The organism is Kytococcus sedentarius DSM 20547, from assembly GCF_000023925.1.
GTDB lineage: Bacteria > Actinomycetota > Actinomycetes > Actinomycetales > Dermatophilaceae > Kytococcus > Kytococcus sedentarius.
Genome location: NC_013169.1, coordinates 115,841 through 131,456, shown reverse-complemented (window position 1 = coordinate 131,456; position 15,616 = coordinate 115,841). Strand labels below are relative to the sequence as shown.

General features: G+C 71.0%; 15 protein-coding genes. 6 read left to right on the top strand and 9 right to left on the bottom strand.

Annotated elements, in window-relative coordinates:
• Window positions 1-9: 9 nt before the first annotated feature.
• Window positions 10-357 carry an ArsR/SmtB family transcription factor gene (locus tag KSED_RS00605; protein ID WP_012801635.1) on the bottom strand — a complete coding sequence of 116 codons (348 nt, stop codon included), beginning with the start codon at window positions 355-357 and terminating at the stop codon, window positions 10-12.
• 43 nt (window positions 358-400) lie between these two features.
• Between KSED_RS00605 and KSED_RS00600 the strand changes: the two genes are divergently transcribed.
• From KSED_RS00600 to KSED_RS00590, 3 genes are all read left to right on the top strand, one after another.
• Window positions 401-1,579, top strand: a complete 1,179-nt coding sequence (locus KSED_RS00600) for an MFS transporter (protein WP_115306687.1) — start codon at window positions 401-403, stop codon at window positions 1,577-1,579.
• 216 nt (window positions 1,580-1,795) lie between these two features.
• Window positions 1,796-2,791 (top strand): alpha/beta fold hydrolase, encoded by a 996-nt coding sequence (locus KSED_RS00595; RefSeq protein WP_308699669.1) that lies wholly within the window; start codon window positions 1,796-1,798, stop codon window positions 2,789-2,791.
• Window positions 2,792-2,801: 10 nt separating this feature from the next.
• Window positions 2,802-3,362: a GNAT family N-acetyltransferase gene (locus tag KSED_RS00590; protein ID WP_012801632.1), complete on the top strand. Its 561-nt coding sequence runs from the start codon at window positions 2,802-2,804 to the stop codon at window positions 3,360-3,362.
• Between the two features lie 187 nt (window positions 3,363-3,549).
• Here the strand turns inward: KSED_RS00590 and KSED_RS00585 are convergent, their stop codons facing one another.
• Both KSED_RS00585 and KSED_RS14795 read right to left on the bottom strand, forming a co-directional pair.
• Window positions 3,550-3,981 (bottom strand): GNAT family N-acetyltransferase, encoded by a 432-nt coding sequence (locus KSED_RS00585; RefSeq protein ID WP_012801631.1) that lies wholly within the window; start codon window positions 3,979-3,981, stop codon window positions 3,550-3,552.
• Complete coding sequence (locus tag KSED_RS14795; RefSeq protein ID WP_049758253.1) at window positions 3,968-4,207, bottom strand: 3-keto-5-aminohexanoate cleavage protein; 240 nt, start codon at window positions 4,205-4,207, stop codon at window positions 3,968-3,970. The genes KSED_RS00585 and KSED_RS14795 overlap by 14 nt, the downstream gene beginning before the upstream one ends.
• Before the next feature lie 51 nt (window positions 4,208-4,258).
• Here KSED_RS14795 and KSED_RS00575 point away from each other — a divergent pair, with 51 nt between their 5' ends.
• Window positions 4,259-4,753 carry a helix-turn-helix domain-containing protein gene (locus KSED_RS00575; RefSeq protein WP_012801630.1) on the top strand — a complete coding sequence of 165 codons (495 nt, stop codon included), beginning with the start codon at window positions 4,259-4,261 and terminating at the stop codon, window positions 4,751-4,753.
• A gap of 247 nt (window positions 4,754-5,000) precedes the next feature.
• On the opposite strand, the gene KSED_RS00570 is transcribed toward KSED_RS00575, so the two are convergent.
• A complete protein-coding gene (locus KSED_RS00570) occupies window positions 5,001-5,885 on the bottom strand; it encodes a LysR family transcriptional regulator (RefSeq protein WP_041290811.1) in 885 nt (294 codons plus the stop codon).
• 72 nt (window positions 5,886-5,957) lie between these two features.
• Between KSED_RS00570 and KSED_RS00565 the strand changes: the two genes are divergently transcribed.
• Window positions 5,958-7,214, top strand: a complete 1,257-nt coding sequence (locus tag KSED_RS00565; RefSeq protein ID WP_012801628.1) for an MFS transporter — start codon at window positions 5,958-5,960, stop codon at window positions 7,212-7,214.
• Between the two features lie 433 nt (window positions 7,215-7,647).
• Here KSED_RS00565 and KSED_RS00560 read toward each other — a convergent pair whose 3' ends face one another.
• From KSED_RS00560 to KSED_RS00540, 5 genes are all read right to left on the bottom strand, one after another.
• Complete coding sequence (locus KSED_RS00560; RefSeq protein ID WP_012801627.1) at window positions 7,648-8,931, bottom strand: ATP-binding protein; 1,284 nt, start codon at window positions 8,929-8,931, stop codon at window positions 7,648-7,650.
• 78 nt (window positions 8,932-9,009) lie between these two features.
• Entirely contained in the window at window positions 9,010-9,333 is a 324-nt protein-coding gene (locus KSED_RS00555) for a rhodanese-like domain-containing protein (RefSeq protein ID WP_012801626.1), read from the bottom strand.
• 26 nt (window positions 9,334-9,359) lie between these two features.
• Window positions 9,360-10,304, bottom strand: a complete 945-nt coding sequence (locus KSED_RS00550) for a DNA-formamidopyrimidine glycosylase family protein (protein WP_012801625.1) — start codon at window positions 10,302-10,304, stop codon at window positions 9,360-9,362.
• Window positions 10,305-10,313: 9 nt separating this feature from the next.
• Window positions 10,314-11,381, bottom strand: coding sequence for an App1 family protein phosphatidate phosphatase (locus KSED_RS00545; protein ID WP_012801624.1), 1,068 nt, complete (start codon window positions 11,379-11,381; stop codon window positions 10,314-10,316).
• Entirely contained in the window at window positions 11,374-13,194 is a 1,821-nt protein-coding gene (locus tag KSED_RS00540; RefSeq protein WP_012801623.1) for an AMP-dependent synthetase/ligase, read from the bottom strand. Before KSED_RS00540 ends, KSED_RS00545 begins: the two co-directional genes overlap by 8 nt.
• Window positions 13,195-13,254: 60 nt before the next feature.
• Here KSED_RS00540 and KSED_RS00535 point away from each other — a divergent pair, with 60 nt between their 5' ends.
• Window positions 13,255-15,516: an MMPL family transporter gene (locus KSED_RS00535; RefSeq protein WP_115306689.1), complete on the top strand. Its 2,262-nt coding sequence runs from the start codon at window positions 13,255-13,257 to the stop codon at window positions 15,514-15,516.
• Window positions 15,517-15,616 lie beyond the last annotated feature (100 nt).

Below are 15,616 nucleotides of genomic sequence, written 5' to 3'. Positions count from 1 at the left end.
TACTGACCGTCACGACTCCTGCTTGATCCCGATGGGCGTCAGCCCCGACCCCGGGCTGGACGCGACCGCCACCGTCGCATCCAGCAGACCGGGGCAGCGCTCCTCGAGGTCGTCTCGCCGCAGGCGGACGAAGCACCGCGTGCCCTCCATGCGCGTCTGGGTGATCCCTGCCGACCGCAGCACCTTGAGGTGATGACTCAGCGTGCTGGGCGCCACCGGCGCGTCGAGCTGCCCCCAGGCCCGTTCCTCATCGTCACTGAGCAACTGCACCAGGCCCAGCCGGATGGGGTCGGCCAGTGCGTGCAGAACGTCCGTCAGCTGCACCGACTCGATGTCGGGATGGGTTGCACGCGCCATGGCAGCACTGTACCCGTGCTAACTTCTTCGATGTTCGTCAAACATCGAAGACGGGTCATGTCGCGCGCGTCAGCACCCACCCGCCTGGCTCCTCCTGCTATTCACCGCGACGCTGGCCCTGGGAACAGACGAGTTCGTCATTGCCGGGATCCTTCCCGACGTGGCCTCCGACCTCGGGGTGACCGCCGGGACGGCCGGGCTACTGGTCACCGCGTTCGGTCTGGCCTTCTGCATCGGGTCGCCACTGATCGCCGCCCTCACCGACCGCCTGGACAAGAAGCACGTACTGGTCGGGGGCCTGCTGCTGTTCGCGGTGGCCAACGCCCTGATGGCCAGGGTCGACGCATTCGCCCTCGCCGTCCTGCTGCGGATCGTGGCCGGCCTCGCCGCAGCCGCCGTCTCCCCCACCGCCATGGCCATCGCGGGGACCCGCGCGCCAGCCGGCAGCGAGGGCCGCTACCTGGCTGTGGCCACAGCTGGACTCACGGTCGCCCTCTTCACCGGTGTGCCACTCGGCTCCTGGGCCGGCCACACGTGGGGCTGGCGCTCCACCTTCCTGCTCATCGCCCTCGTGAGCGTGGTGGTGACGGCCCTCTCCGCACTCATGACGCCCCGCGTGCCGGGCAACGACCCGACACCACTGAGGGCTCGGCTGCGCCCCGTCCGCAATTGGCAGGTCCTGTCGCTCGTGCTGGCGATGTTCCTCTGCGGCGCCGGCGGACTCACCTTCTACAACTTCCTCGGCGCCACCGTCGAGGGGCACCTCGGATCGAGCACGAGCGCCGTCACCTGGACCCTCCTGATGGTCGGAATCGTCGGCATCGCCGCCGTCTTCGGCGGCGGAGCACTGGTCGACGCCCGCGGACCCAGGGCGGGCCGTCTCCTCATCGTCGGCGGTCACGCCATCGCACTGCTGGCCATCGGTCTCTACCTCGTGGTCGGTGGAGGTTTCGGCGTCCCCTTCCTGCTCCTCGTGGCAGCGTGGTCGCTCTTCGCCTGGGCTCTGGGGCCCGCCATGCAGGCCAGCATCATCGGCGTGGACCCGAGCAGCGCGGTGCTGTCAGCCGCTCTGGGCATCAGCGGTCTCTACGGAGGGGCGGGCGTTGGGGCAGCCCTAGGTGGGGTTCTCATCTACCACCTCGGAGCCGTAGCACTCCCCTTGGCCGGAAGCACCCTGGTGGCCGGCGCATGGTTGCTGTCCGCACGGCGAGAGACTGCGTGAGGACCGCGCCGGATGGCGGCATGACCGACTGGCGCACCACCCTAACCGAACGACTCCGGCTGCGCGAACCACCATCCACAACAACGGCGCCTGGTGGAGCCTGTCTCCTGTTCAGCGAACGGCCACTACCGGCGGAGACGGTGGCCCTCATTGCCGACCGCTGACGCCCGGCATGGTTGGACGCCACGGCCAGGAGCGGCAGAAGTGCGTGTTCGCATGTGCTGGGATCGAGGCATGACAGCCTCCGAAGAACCTGTTCATGCCGGGATGCTCGATGTAGGCCGTGGTCAGCTCATCTACTGGGAGGAGTGGGGAACAGCTCAGGGGGTCCCGGCTGTGTACGTGCACGGCGGCCCCGGTGGGACTCTCGGCACCAGCGCCTACCGAAGGCGGTTCGATCTCTCACGGACTCGGGTCATCGGGTTCGAGCAGCGCGGGTGCGGCCGCTCGACACCACACGCCAGTGACCCCTCGACCTCGCTGCAGGACAACGACACAGCTCATCTGGTCGCGGACATGGAGGTCCTGCGCGAGCATCTGGGGATCGAGCGGTGGATCGTCAACGGCGTCTCGTGGGGATCGACCCTCGCCCTTGCCTATGCCGTCACGCATCCGGACAGGGTGCTGGGCGTCGTCCTGTTCGCCGTCACGACGACCAGCCGCTCCGAAGTCGACTGGATCACCGAGGGTGTCGGCACCGTCTTCCCCGCGGCATGGGACCGTTTCGCTGCCCACGCCGAACAGGCAGGGATCGGCTACCAACGTGGACAGGGCCGCATCATCGACGCCTACGCCCACCTCATGGAGTCAGACGACCCCCGCGTGCGCAACGCAGCTTCCCGGGAGTGGGCGCTGTGGGAGGACACCCACATCTCCATCGGTGCCGGTGGTTTCCGCCGCGACCCCCGGTGGGACGACGAGGCGTTCCGCATCGCGTTCTTCCGGCTGACCGCCCACTACTGGTCCCACGACGGCTTCGTCCAGCCCCCGATCCTCGACCAGGGCGAGCGGCTGGCGGGGATCCCGGCAACGCTCATCCACGGCCGCCGCGACATCTCCAGCCCCGCCATCACGCCGTGGCGCCTCCATCGAGCGTGGCCCGGATCGCAGTTGATCCTCGACGAAGGGGACGGCCACGGAGGCGCCACGATGGTCGAGCACTGGCGGGCAGCGAACGAGGCACTCGTCGCCCAGCACTCACGGCCGCTCTAGCATGCGCTGGATGACGCCTACTTCAGCCGCCACACTGCGCACCGTCACCCATCACGAGCTCACCGCCGAACACTTGGCTGGCCTGCGAGAACTCTTCAACGCCGAGTACCTCGACAGCCACGGCGAATGGGACCCGGCCCAGCCGTATGGCTACGCCGGGCACGACGTCCACGTCATCACCCTCCGAGGACAGCAGATCCTGGGCCACGTGGGGTGGGAACAACGCACGATCGAGGTGGGCGGGGCACCCGTGACCGTGGCCGGCACCGGCGGCGTCCTGGTCAACCCCAGCGTCCGCGGAACCGGCCTCGGCCGCCGACTCATGGCCCACGCGGCGGACGCGATGCGCCGGGAAGCGGACATCAGCTTCGGATACCTCGGCTGCCGAGAAGATGTCGTCCTCTTCTACCGAGCCTGCGGATGGGAGCGCATTCGCGCCACGGAGCGGTACACCGGACGGGACGGGCGGGAAACCTTCCAGGAACCCGGTCCGCCACTGCTGGTTCTGCCCCTGCGGGCAGGGACGACGTGGCCCAGCGGGCCCGTCGACCTCCGTGGTCGCTGCTGGTGAAGGGAGATCGTCACGCGCCGGATAGCTCATCCAACGAACGGGACGCTGCAACCAGCGCCAGACCTTCCGCAGCCGGCCGTCGCCCTCGTCCTCCCCGACGCGCTCGAACCCACCCATGGCGAGCACTCGCTCCGAGGCGGCGCTCCCCGGGCGGGTGTGAGCACCGACCACCGGCTCCCCGACCTGCTCAATGGGTGAGGCGAACGAACGCCCGCAGACCACCGTTCGGGAACTCCCGGGTCTCCCGGAAACCCAACGAGGCATAGAACGCCCGCTGCCCCTCCTCGGCATCGGTGAGCAACACCTGCTGCCGCACGTGCGCGAACGGCTCGAACACCCGCCGCACCAGCTCCGAGGCCACCCCCTGCCGCCGCACCCCCGGACGCACCAGCACGTCCTGCAGGTACGCGATCGTGTGCCCATCCGAGATCACCCGCGCCAGACCCACCAGCTCCTCACCCCGCCACGCGGTGACCACTGCCGCTGATCCCTCGACACCGCGCACCAACCCCTCCAGATCGTCGGTGTACGCACTCCACCCCACCGCGCCATACAGACCCCGCAGAGCCTCCCGCTCAGGGACCTGGCCCCGGGTGTAGCGGACCTCATCGACCATCATCGGGCCAGCGTGGCACAGTGCCGGACCCGCCCCGGGACATGCGCTGCGCAGCCTCACGCACCAGCTCACCATTTCCCTTGGCCAGCGACCCGTTCGGCATCCGCAGGGCGTCCTCCAACCCCACGCGGGTGTCGAGGCGCTCACTCAGCGCGAAGTCGATCGCAGGCCAGGCGCTGGCCTCCTGGCCGTGGACGAGCACGGGCAGGAAGCCCGCACCACCCTCCACAGCCACACCGTGAGCACGTTGTGTTTCTGGTGTTTTCGCTACCCTTGACCCATGGAGACCACGCTGCTCAAGACCGGACGCGTCGCCGAGATCCTCGGCGTCTCGCGGCAGCACGTCGTGGACCTGTGCGACCGGGGAGACCTGCCCAGCATCCGCATCGGCGCACACCGGCGCGTCCGCCAGTCGGACCTCGAGGAGCTGCTCGCAGCCCGCGCCCTCACCCGCGAGGAGCACAAGCTCCTGTGGCTGCACCAAGCGATGCTCGGCCACCTCCTCACCCGACCCGACGAGGTGCTCCAGACGGCCCGCGACAACATCCACCGCTGGCTCCCCCAACACCGCGAGGACGGCATGACGGCCGCCTACCTGCGCGACTGGGAACGCCTCCTCGACAGCGGCGTCGACGCCGTGCGAACGATCCTCTGCAGCACCACCCCCCGCGCCTGCGAGCTGCGCCAGAACTCACCCTTCGCCGGGGTGCTGAGCCCTGCCGAGCGCATCGCCGCGCTGCAGGCCTTCCGCGCGAGCCACCCGGAAGCAGCGTGAACCGTCAGCAGCTCGCGCAGCCTCTGCTTCTCGAGCCCCTCGACCTGCGCGTGGCGGAGCTGATGGCCGGCCGCGCCCAGGACGCGGCATGCGTGGGGCGCTCCTGCCGGCCGGGCTGGCCCAACCACGAGCCTCGCGACGCGAATGGACGAGCTTCCGGCCATCGCTCACCCCGTTGCCGTGAAACGCGCTCAAGGCGGTGGAGCCAAGGAGCGTACTCTTCGGGCCCCCACACCATGAGGGCGACTTACTCATCGTCAGCAGGGCGCTCGGGCACCCCGAGAACTCGTGCCGCCAGAGCCGGGTGGGCAGCAAGCAGGCTGGGAGGGCCCGGGGACCGGGCCACGAGGGACAAACGGATGGTTCCGGCCACCGGGGACGGCAGTACCTGATCCGTGGCGGCACCCCACCAGCGGGCCGCGAACTCGGGGACCACGGCGGGAATCCCACGATGCCGGGCGACCCGCAGTGTCGCCTCGAGAGTGAGACCCGGGCATGGTCGCGCACCGGCCTCGGAGAGCGCCGCGTGGAGCCGCTCGGCGCCCAGGTCGATGGACGAGTAGACCACCTCCCGCGCCTTCAGCCCCCTCCTCCCCCGCGGTAGGGGCCCAGCCCCCGCCGGCAGCACAAGGACGAGCGGGGAGACACCGAGCTCCGTGACCCGGACACCCCGGGGGAGCACGGACTGATCGGCGATGGTGACGATCGCCGCGTCCAGGACCCCCTGCGCGACCTCGCTGATCAGGACCGGTCCGTGGTCAACCTCCGCCTGGACCCTGATGCCCTCCAGCTCGATCTGAGCGGCAGTGAACACCATGGGTGCCAGCGCCTGGATCGTGCCGAGGCTCACGCTGGGGGCCTCCACTGCCGCGGCGATTCGGGCGGGGACGGCCTCCAGCTCCGAGAGCAGGCGAGCCGCCTGTCGAGCCAACTCCCGCCCCGCCGGCGTCGCACGAGCCCCGGTGGTGTCCCGCTCGAACAACGTGACCCCCAGGCGCCGCTCCAGCGCGGCCAGTCGTCGAGAGGCCGAGGGCTGGGTCGTCAGCAGCTCGCGCGCAGCAGCGCCCACCGAGCCGTGCCGGGACACGGACTCGACGAGCATCAGGTCATCCACTGTGAGCCGGGGCCTCATGCTCAAAGCGTATGACTTGGCGGCCCCATTCAGGACCTACCCGAGCCGACGATCGACCAGGACGATCGTCTCGTGCGCACCGGACTCCTCCTCATGACCGCCATCACCTTCATCACGTGGATCGGCACACGCATGACGGCCATCGCCTTGCCGCTCGTCGCCCTCGAGGAGACTGGAGAGGCTTGGGCCACGGGACTGGTGGGTGGCATGGCGGGGCTCCCGCTGCTGACGGTCGGCTGGTGGGGTCGCGGCATCCTCCAGCGCCTGACCAGCGGGGGACCCCTGGCGGCAGTGATGGGCGTGAACGCCGTGGGGCTCGCCGTCGTCCCGGTGGTTGCCCTGCACGGACAGGTGACCTCTGCAACTTTGTGCACATCAGGCCTCATTTCCGGTGCCGCCGGCGCACTCCTCGGGCCAGCACAGCGCTCCCTCGCCTCAGACCTGGCCGATGCCCACCTAGCACAGGGAGGCCGCTCGGGACCCGCCCAATGGCTCGCGTGGCAGGACCTGGCCCACCGGGTGTCGATGGTCTTCGCGCCTCCCTTGGGCGCGTGGGGCGTGAGTGCGCTCGGGGCCTCTTCCCTGCTGTGGTGCGAGACCGTCGTGATCGCGGCGGCAGCTCTGGCCTTCACGCTCGTCCCCGGCGCGCCGGCAACTCCCGGGGAGGACTCCGCCAACGCCTCGCCGAGCGGACCGCCGCAGCGCGCCACCTCGGCGCGCACGGTACTGAGAGCCCACCCCCAGATCGCCGCGGGAGTGCTCATGGCAGGGATCGGCGGTCTGTGCTGGTTCGGCTTCAGCCTCGGACTGGCCGTCCTGGGGGTGGATCACGGCCGCCCCGGGGCCCTCATCGCCGCCGGCATGAGCGGGTATGGAGCGGCCTCGGTGATCGCCTCGATGCTGGTTCCTCTGGTCATCGACCGGATCCCCCGGATGCCGACGATGCTCACCGCCTGGGCCATCCTCGGGTCGGTGTTCATCGCCCTTCCACTCGTGGCACCCAGCCTCACCAGCATCGTGGCCTTGGCCGCTGTGGGCGGAGCCGCGATGCCCTGGGGGATTGCGGCCCTCAACGGCGTGATCACCGACCAGACTCGTGGCAACGAGCGCCGCGCGGCCTTCACCGCCCAGACAGTCTTCCATTCGGGGGGCACCTCGGCGGGACTCCTGGCTGGCGGCGCCCTCATCGGATGGCTTGGCGCCGGCACCACCCTGGTGCTCACCGGTGCGCTGCAGGTCCTCGTCGCTGTCGGCGGCGCTCTCTGGGCGCTCCGGACTCACCCACGCCGGCCCTCCACCCCCTCGGCATCCAGCGGGGCACGGGTCTGACCTCTCCGCGTTCTTCTCCACGGAGCACTTGCCTGGCCTCCACGGTCACTGAACACGCGATCCGCATGGCCGTCTGCCGGGACCACCAGGGGTGGGGGGAGACCCACAGCATGATGTTGCGGCCCGCTTCACGACATGGCGAAAGACGGGACTGCTCCAGACCTCGTAGCGGGGTCTTGACGGGCTTCGGGGGTCATCCTCGTAGCAGGTTCACGGAGCTCGTCGGGGTACTTCCTTGGTGCTGGCATGCTCTGCATCCTTCCGTTGGATCAGAGCCTCCACCAGACCCGGGCGATTCAAACACCACCCGTAAGGATCAGAATCGGCCGCCAGCCGGATCAATTTCGCCCAAACCGAGTCCTCCGTGGATCACTTTGATCAAACTCTTTGCCTGGACGCGTCTCAGGATCAAAATCACCCGTACGCGGACACCTCACGCACTGTTGCGCAGGTACCGCCCGAAGTGGGGCACGGTGAACGCGATCTTCCCGCGCTCCGGTGCGTAGACCAGGCCCTTCTTCATGAGCGCGTCGCGCGCCGGGGAGAGCGACTGCGGCTTGCGGCCCAGCACCTCGGCCACCACGGAGGTCGGCACCGCCTCGACCTCCTCGGCCCGCGTCAGCGGGTCCTTCGACTCCGCCGGGGCCACGGCCTCCTCGCCCGAGCCGGCGCCGCCCGCCTCCGCGGCGACCTCCTCCTCGGCCACGGTGATCGCCGCCTCAGCCATCGCACGCAGGTACTCCCGCTCCCCCGGCGTGGCGCGCTCGTAGCGGGACCCGAAGAACCCGACCGCCAGCTCGGCCTCGGCGCTCGGCGCCGCCACGCGCACGTCCTCGGCCGTGATCGGCGACTGGGGCGCCAAGTCCCACACCTCCTTGCCGTAGGCCTGGATGAAGTACGGGTACCCACCCGTGGCGGCGTACATGGCCGCCAGTGCGTCGTCCTGCCACTCGGCGCCCTCGTCGGCGGCCGGCGCCTGCAGGGCGCGGTAGGCCTCCGCGCGCTCCAGCCGGTCGATGCGGTGGTAGCGGAAGAGCCGCTCGGAGTACGACTTGCTGGCGCTCAGCACCGCCGGCAGGTGCGGCAGTCCCGCGCCGACCACAAGCACCGGGAGAGCCTGCTGCCCGATCTCGTGGAACGCCGCACAGACGGCCGAGACGTCATCGGGCCCCAGGTCCTGCATCTCGTCGATGAAGATGCCTACCCCCTTGCCCACGTCGGCCGCCAGCCCGCCGACGTCCGTGAGCAGCTCGACCAGGTCGATCTCGATGTCGCCGGAGTCGGCCCGGCCGGAGACCGCCGGCACGTCGATGCCGGGGCTCCAGCGGTCACGGAGCTTGGCGTTGGCGGGGGCGTCGCGCTGGGCGAAGGCCTTGACCACGCCCAGGACGTGGTCGACGTCCTCCTGCTGCGGGTGGCCCAGCTCGCGCACGGCGGTGTGCAGGGCGCTGGCCAGCGGGCGGCGCAGCGACTGGTCGGGGCGCGCCTCGAGCTTGCCGGTGCCCCAGTTGGCCCGTACCGCCTGGCCGCGCAGGGCGTTGAGGAGGACCGTCTTGCCGACGCCGCGCAGGCCGGTGAGCAGGACGCTGCGGTCCGGGCGGCCCCGCCGGATGCGCTCGAGCACCACGTCGAACTGGCGGAGGTACTCGTCGCGGCCGGCGAGCTCGGGCGGGCGTTGGCCGGCGCCGGGGGCGTACGGGTTGGTGATCGGGTCCACGGGGGCAGCCTATGGCTCCGTCGAGGCGAATCTACGGATTTCGGCAGAGCCGGCTATGCCCCGGCAGAAGGGCTGCGATCAGATGACCTGGGGCTCCCCCGCATCGGACACCACCTGCTTGCCGGCAGCGGACCAGGCCTTCATGCCGCCGTCGACGTTCACGACCTCGTAGCCCTGGGCCTGCAGCCACTGCACGGCGCGGCTCGAGCGGCCACCGGAGCGGCAGGTCACCGGCAGCGGGCCGTCGGTGGAGGGGTCCGGGAGCTCGTCGACGCGGGCCGGGACGTCGGCCAGCGGGATGTGCACGGCGTTCGGCGCGTGGCCGGCGGCCCACTCCTCGGGCTCGCGAACGTCGAGCACGACGGCGTCGTCGGGAAGGTCCTGGGGCGTGATGTTGTCCATGCCCCCAGCATCGCAGAGGTGCGGCGTCACTTCACGAACTTCGAGGTGCTGCGGTCGGCCAGCACCTGCCCACCGGTCTGGCAGGTGGCGCAGTACTGCAGGGACGAGTCCGCGTAGGTCACCTCGCGCACCACATCGCCGCAGACCGGGCACTCCTCGCCGGTCCGCCCGTGCACCCGCATGCCGCCTCGCTTGCCGTCCTTCAGGTCCGCCGGCGCCCGGCCCACCGCGCGCTCGGCCGCCCCCACCAGCACCTCGTGCACCGCCTCGGCCAGCCGCCCCACCTCCTCGGCCTCCAGGGTCGCCGCCAGCACGAAGGGCGAGAGCCGCGCCGTGTGCAGGATCTCATCGGACCACCCGTTCCCGATCCCGCTGACCACCGACTGGTCCCGCAGCACCCGCTTGATCTGCGTGCGCCGCCCCTCGAGCGCCTCGACCCAGAAGGCCACCCGCTCCTCGGGCGTGGTCGATGCGGTGACGCCCACCTCCCCCGTGGTCGTGTCCACACCCACCAGGGGCGGCGACTCCAGCGGCGGGCGCAGGCTCACCGCATCCGGCCCCAGGGTGGTGAGCGCCTCCAGGGTGCCCGGATCGTCGGCCAGATACACCGCCATGCCCTTGCGGGTGCCGGCCTCGTACAGGTCCATCCCCGAGCCGTCGTCGAGCGTGATGCGCACCGCCACAGGGGACTTGCCGCCCGGCCGCAGCCGGGTGCGCGGGACCTCGTCGTGCCAGGTGACCCAGCCGGCCCGCATCAGGTGCACCACCACGTGCGTCCCGTCCACCACCAGGTCCAGCAGCTTGCCGTACCGGCGCACGTCGTCCACCGGCCGGCCGTGGAGCGATTGCGGCAGCACGTCCACCGTCTTCAGGGCACTGAAGCTGGCCAGGGCCACCTCGGCCACGACGCGACCCTCCAGCCGCTCACGCAGCGCGGCAGCCAGTCCTTCGACCTCCGGCAGCTCGGGCACGTCGCCTCCTCAGCCCCGGCGTCCCAGCGCCCGCAGCAGCGCGGGCATGAGCGCGAACCCGTCGCCGCCGGTCACCACGGGCACGGTGCCCGAGTGCTTGCGAACCAACTCCGCGAGCGCCACCGGCAGACCACGGCTCAGCGCCTGCTCGATGACGGTGAGCTGGCGGATGGCGATCGCCGCCACGTGCTGCCGGTGGGACTCCGCGAACTCGTCATAGATGCCCGGGTCGTGCTGGCCGTCGTCACCGACCAGCACCCAGCGCACACCCGGGAACTCCTCGGCCAGCCGCACCAGGTGCCGGCTCTTGTGGTCCCGCCCGGAGCGGAACCACCCGGTGTTCGTGGGGCCCCAGTCCGTCAGCAGCAGGGCACCGGCGGGAAACTGGTGCCGCTGCAGGAAGCGGTGCAGGAAGGGCTGGGTGTTCCACGCACCGGTGGACAGGTAGAAGACCGGCGCGCCGGGGTGCTCGGCCAGGACGGCGCGGTACGCGTCGGCCATGCCCGGCACCACGTCGCGCGCCTGCTCGGTGAGCACGAAGGTGTTCCACGCCGCGATGAGGGGCCGCGGCAGGTGGGTGCTGATCACCGTGTCGTCGATGTCGCTCACCAGCCCGATGCGGGCGCCCGGCTCGGCGATGTGCACGTCGGCCTGGGCCTCGGCGCCCCCCGGGCACTCGAAGGTGACCCGGTGGGTGCCCGGCGGCAGTCCATGGCCGGTGATGACCTGCTCGACATACCCGCCGCGGTCCGCGCGGGCCATGATCGAGGCATCGCCCAGCGTGACCTTCACCGGTACCCCCGCATCGGGGGCGCTGAGGAAGGCGCGCCACCCACGGCGGGTGAGGAACTGCTGCACGTCCTGCACCGTCGTGGGCAGGGCCACGTCCCCACCCGGCCGGCGCAGCTGGATGCGGGCGTACACCCGCGCGAACTCGGTGGTGCCGTAGCCGGTGAAGCCCGCCGGTCGCGGGAGCCACCCGCGGGAGCGGAGCACGTCGGCCACGCGGCCACGGAGGCGGTTCTCCCACCGGGCCGCGTAGTGCGGCTTCGCGGTGGCCAGCGGGACCTCAGTCACGGAGCTGGGAGTCGCGGGTCCCGTACATGGCGTTGATCTCGTCCTTGAAGTGCTCGGTGACGATGTGGCGGCGCACCTTTAACGAGTTGGTGATCTCCTCGTCCTCCAACGTGAAGTCACGCGACAGGATGGTGAACTTCTTGATGGCCTCGGCCTTGCTCACCGACGCGTTGGCCTTGTCGACCACCTTCTGGATGGCAGCCCGCACCTGCTCGTCCTCGGTGAGCTCGGAGGCCGGGACCACCTCGCGGTGGTGGTGCTTGAGCCACTCGGGGAGCTGCTCCTCGTCGAGAGTGATCAGCGCCATCACGGTGGGGCGGCCGTCGCCGACGACCATCGCCTCGCTCACCAGGCGGTGCGAACGCAGGATGTCCTCCAGCGGGCCGGGGGCCACATTCTTGCCCGCCGCGGTCACGAGGATGTCCTTCGCCCGCCCGATGATGCGCAGGAACCCGTCGTCGTCGATCTCGCCGAGGTCGCCGGTCGAGAACCACCCGTCCTCCGCCAGGACCTTCGCCGTCTCCTCCGGGTTGTTCTCGTAGCCGGCGAACACGTGGCCGCCGCGCACCTGGATCTCGCCCTCGTCGGAGAGCCGCGCCTCGAAGCCGGGCAGCGGCACGCCGACCGTGCCGATCTTCTGCATCGACGGCCGGTTCACCGTGGCCGCCGCCGAGGTCTCGGTGAGGCCCCAGCCCTCCATGATGTTCACGCCCATGCCGCGGAAGTAGTGGCCCAGGCGCTCCCCCAGGGCGGCACCCCCGGAGATGGCCCAGGTGAGCTCCCCACCGAAGGCCGCCTGCACCTTGCCGTAGACCAGCTTGGTGAAGAGTTTGTGCTTGGCGCGCAGCACCAGCGGCACGCGCCCCGCATCGAGCGCCTTGGAGTAGTCGATGGCCGTCTGGGTGGCGGCGGCGAAGATCTTCTCCTTGCCTCCCTTGGTGGCCTTCAGGTGGGCCGACTCGTAGATCTTCTCGAAGACGCGGGGCACCGCGAGCACGAAGGTGGGCTTGAAGACCGGCAGGTCCTTGGCCACGCGCGCGATGTCGGTGTGGCCCGTCCGCGCGCCGGCGCCGATGACGGCAAAGTGCACCATCCGGCCGAAGACGTGGGCCAGTGGCAGGAAGAGCAGCGTGGAGGAGTCGTCCTCGAAGAGCTCCGGCAGTCCCTGGTAGGCAGCGGTCACCTCGTCGATGAAGGCGCGGTGCGGCAGCATGCAGGCCTTCGGGCGACCCGTGGTGCCGGAGGTGTAGATGAGGGTGGCCAGGGTCTCGCGCCCGAGCCCCTCGCAGCGGCGGTCGATCTCCGCCTGGTCCACCTCGGCCCCACCGGCGATCAGCTGGTCGATGCCCTCGGTGGTCTTGGCGTCCATGGCCCAGACGCCCTTGAGCTGCGCACCCGCCTGGTCGGCGGCGGCGCGGGCGGTGGCGGCCAGGGCGTCGGACTCGGTGAGGGCCCAGGTGACGCGGGAGTTCTCCATGATCCACGCGAGCTGGTTGGCCGAGCTGGTCTCGTACACCGGCACCACGATGGCTCCGGTGGAGAGGATCGCCAGGTCGAGCAACGCCCACTCGTAGCGGGTCTTGGCCATGAGGACCACGCGGTCCTCCGGCTCGACGCCGGCGGCCACCAGGCCTCGGGCGACGCTGTTGACGTGGTCCAGGAACTGCTGCGAGGTCAGGTCCACCCAGGACTGTCCCTGGCGCCGGCTGATCAGCACGCGGTCCGGGAACTCGGCGGCCGTCCCGTGCAGGAGGCCGGGGAGGTGCTGCGGTGGGTTGTCCTTCCACCAGCTGGTCATCATCGACGGGGACATGGTGGCAGCGTACTGGTGGCCGGCCCTGCGCGGTGGGTTCGGGACTGCGAAAATGTGTACATGTCATCAACTCGTGACCTCTCCCTGCGTCACGCCCTCTCGTCGACGTCCCGGAAGGGGGATGAGGTCACGGGCCCGGCGAGGCTGATCACGGGCCGCTGGACCGCCCCGGTCATCGCCTTGGTGATGGTTCTCCTGGCGGGTGCCGCCATGGCCCTGCTGCCCGGCTCGTCCGATGCGGGCGGGCCCACCTCCCTGCCCGAGGGCGCCGACTCGGCCGAGGTCAGCCGCATCACCTCCGAGTTCCCCGGTGGGGACGTGGTGCCGGCCGTGGTCGTCGTGGAGTCGCAGGACGGTGAGCTGGGCCGAGAAGCCCTGGGGACGCTCGGCCAGAAGGGCGAGGAGCTGCTGGCCGCGCTGCCCGACGACGCGGTGGGTCAGGACGCGACGGTGGAGGGGCCGATCCCCAGCGAGGACGGCCAGGCCGCCCTGTTGGTGGTCCCGCTGGACGCTGCCGCCATGGAGGCCAACGGACCGGACATTGTGGAGGACCTGCGCGGCGCGACCGACGGCCTGGTGCCGGGGACCCAGTCCTACGTCACGGGCGCCGCGGGCTTCTCCGCCGACGTGGCCGGCTCCTTCGAGGGCGCGGACTTCCGCCTGCTGGCCGCCACGGCGATCGTGGTGGCGGTGCTGCTGCTGATCACCTACCGCTCGCCGGTGCTGTGGCTGGTGCCGCTGCTCGTCATCGCCCTGGCCGACCGGGTGGCGGCCAGCGTGTCCGGCACGGTGAACGAGGCCGCCGACCTGGCCTTCGACGGCTCGACCTCGGGCATCACGAGCGTGCTGGTCTTCGGCGCCGGAACGAACTACGCCCTGCTGCTGGTCAGTCGCTACCGCGACGAGCTGCGGGACACCCCCGACCACCGGGTGGCGCTGGCCCGGGCCTGGAGGGCAGCCCTCCCGGCCATCCTCGCGAGCAACATCACGGTGGTGCTGACCGTGGCGCTGCTGCTGCTGGCGGTCCAGCCCTCCAACCGCGCCCTGGGCCTGTCCACCGGCGTGGGCCTGCTGGTGGCCCTGGTGTTCGCCCTGACGCTGCTCCCGGCCCTGCTGGCGCTGTTCGGGCGCGGCCTCTTCTGGCCGTTCGTCCCCCGCCCCGGGGACCGCGACAAGACCGAGACCGGCATCTGGCACCGCATCGCCACCGCCGTGGTGCGCCGCCCCGCCGTGGTCCTGGCCGCATCGGTGGCCCTGCTCGGCGCGATGGCGCTGGGCCTGGTGGGCGTGAAGGTGGGTCTGAGCCAGACCGACCAGTTCCGGGTGGAGGCCGAGTCCGTGACCGGCCTGGAGGCGCTCGAGGAGCACTTCCCCTCCGGCGCGGCGACCCCGCTGTCGGTGCTCGTCCCGGTGCCCGAGGGCTCCGGCGTACAGGCCGGCGAGGGGGGCCGGTCCGGCCCGCCCGGTGGCGGCGAGGGCCCGGCCGCGGACCTGGCCGAGCCCGCGGCCCAGGTGGTCACGGCGCTCGAGGGCGTCGACGGCGTGACCGGCGTGCAGCCGCAGTCGAGCGCCACCGTCGACGGCACCACCTGGCAGCAGCTGCAGGTGACCAGCGACGCGGCCCCTGCGAGTGCGGCCGCCCGCCAGGTGGTCGAGGACGTCCGGTCCGCCGCATCCGGCGCCACGGAGGGCGCCCTGGTGGGTGGCAGCGAGGCCCAGACGGTGGACCAGCGCTCCGGCGTGCTGCGCGACATGACCGTCGTCATCCCGCTCATGCTCGTGATGATCCTCGTGGTCCTGGTCATCGTCCTGCGTTCCCTGGTCGCCCCGGTCCTGCTGGTGCTCATCAGCGTCGTGGGTTCCGTGGCCGCCCTGGGCGCCGGCGCGCTGCTGAGCGAGCACGTCTTCGGCTTCCCCGCCCTGGACATCTCGGTGCCCCTGTACTCGTTCCTGTTCCTGGTGGCCCTGGGCATCGACTACACGATCTTCCTGGTGGTCCGTGCCCGCGAGGAGCTCCTCTCCGGCCGCGAGCGCAGCACCGCCCGCGCGATGGTGCGTGCCGTCGCCGCGACCGGTGGCGTCATCACCAGCGCCGGCATCGTGCTGGCCGCGGTGTTCGTGGTGCTCGGCGTGTTGCCCCTCATCACCCTCACGCAGGTGGGCATCGTGGTGGGTCTAGGCATTTTGGTGGACACCTTCCTGGTGCGCACCGTCGTGGTGCCGGCCGTGTTCGACCTGGTGGGCGACACGGTCTGGTGGCCCGCCCGGCCGCAGGACCGTGCCGTGCAGGCACCCGCCCCGCAGGACGCTCGCCGGGACTGAGCACCGAGGAACACACCGCCCATCGAGCACCACCCCCATCGAGCGGGCCATCCGGACCACCCGGGCGGCCCGTTCCGTCTGGTCACGATTCGGTGACGAC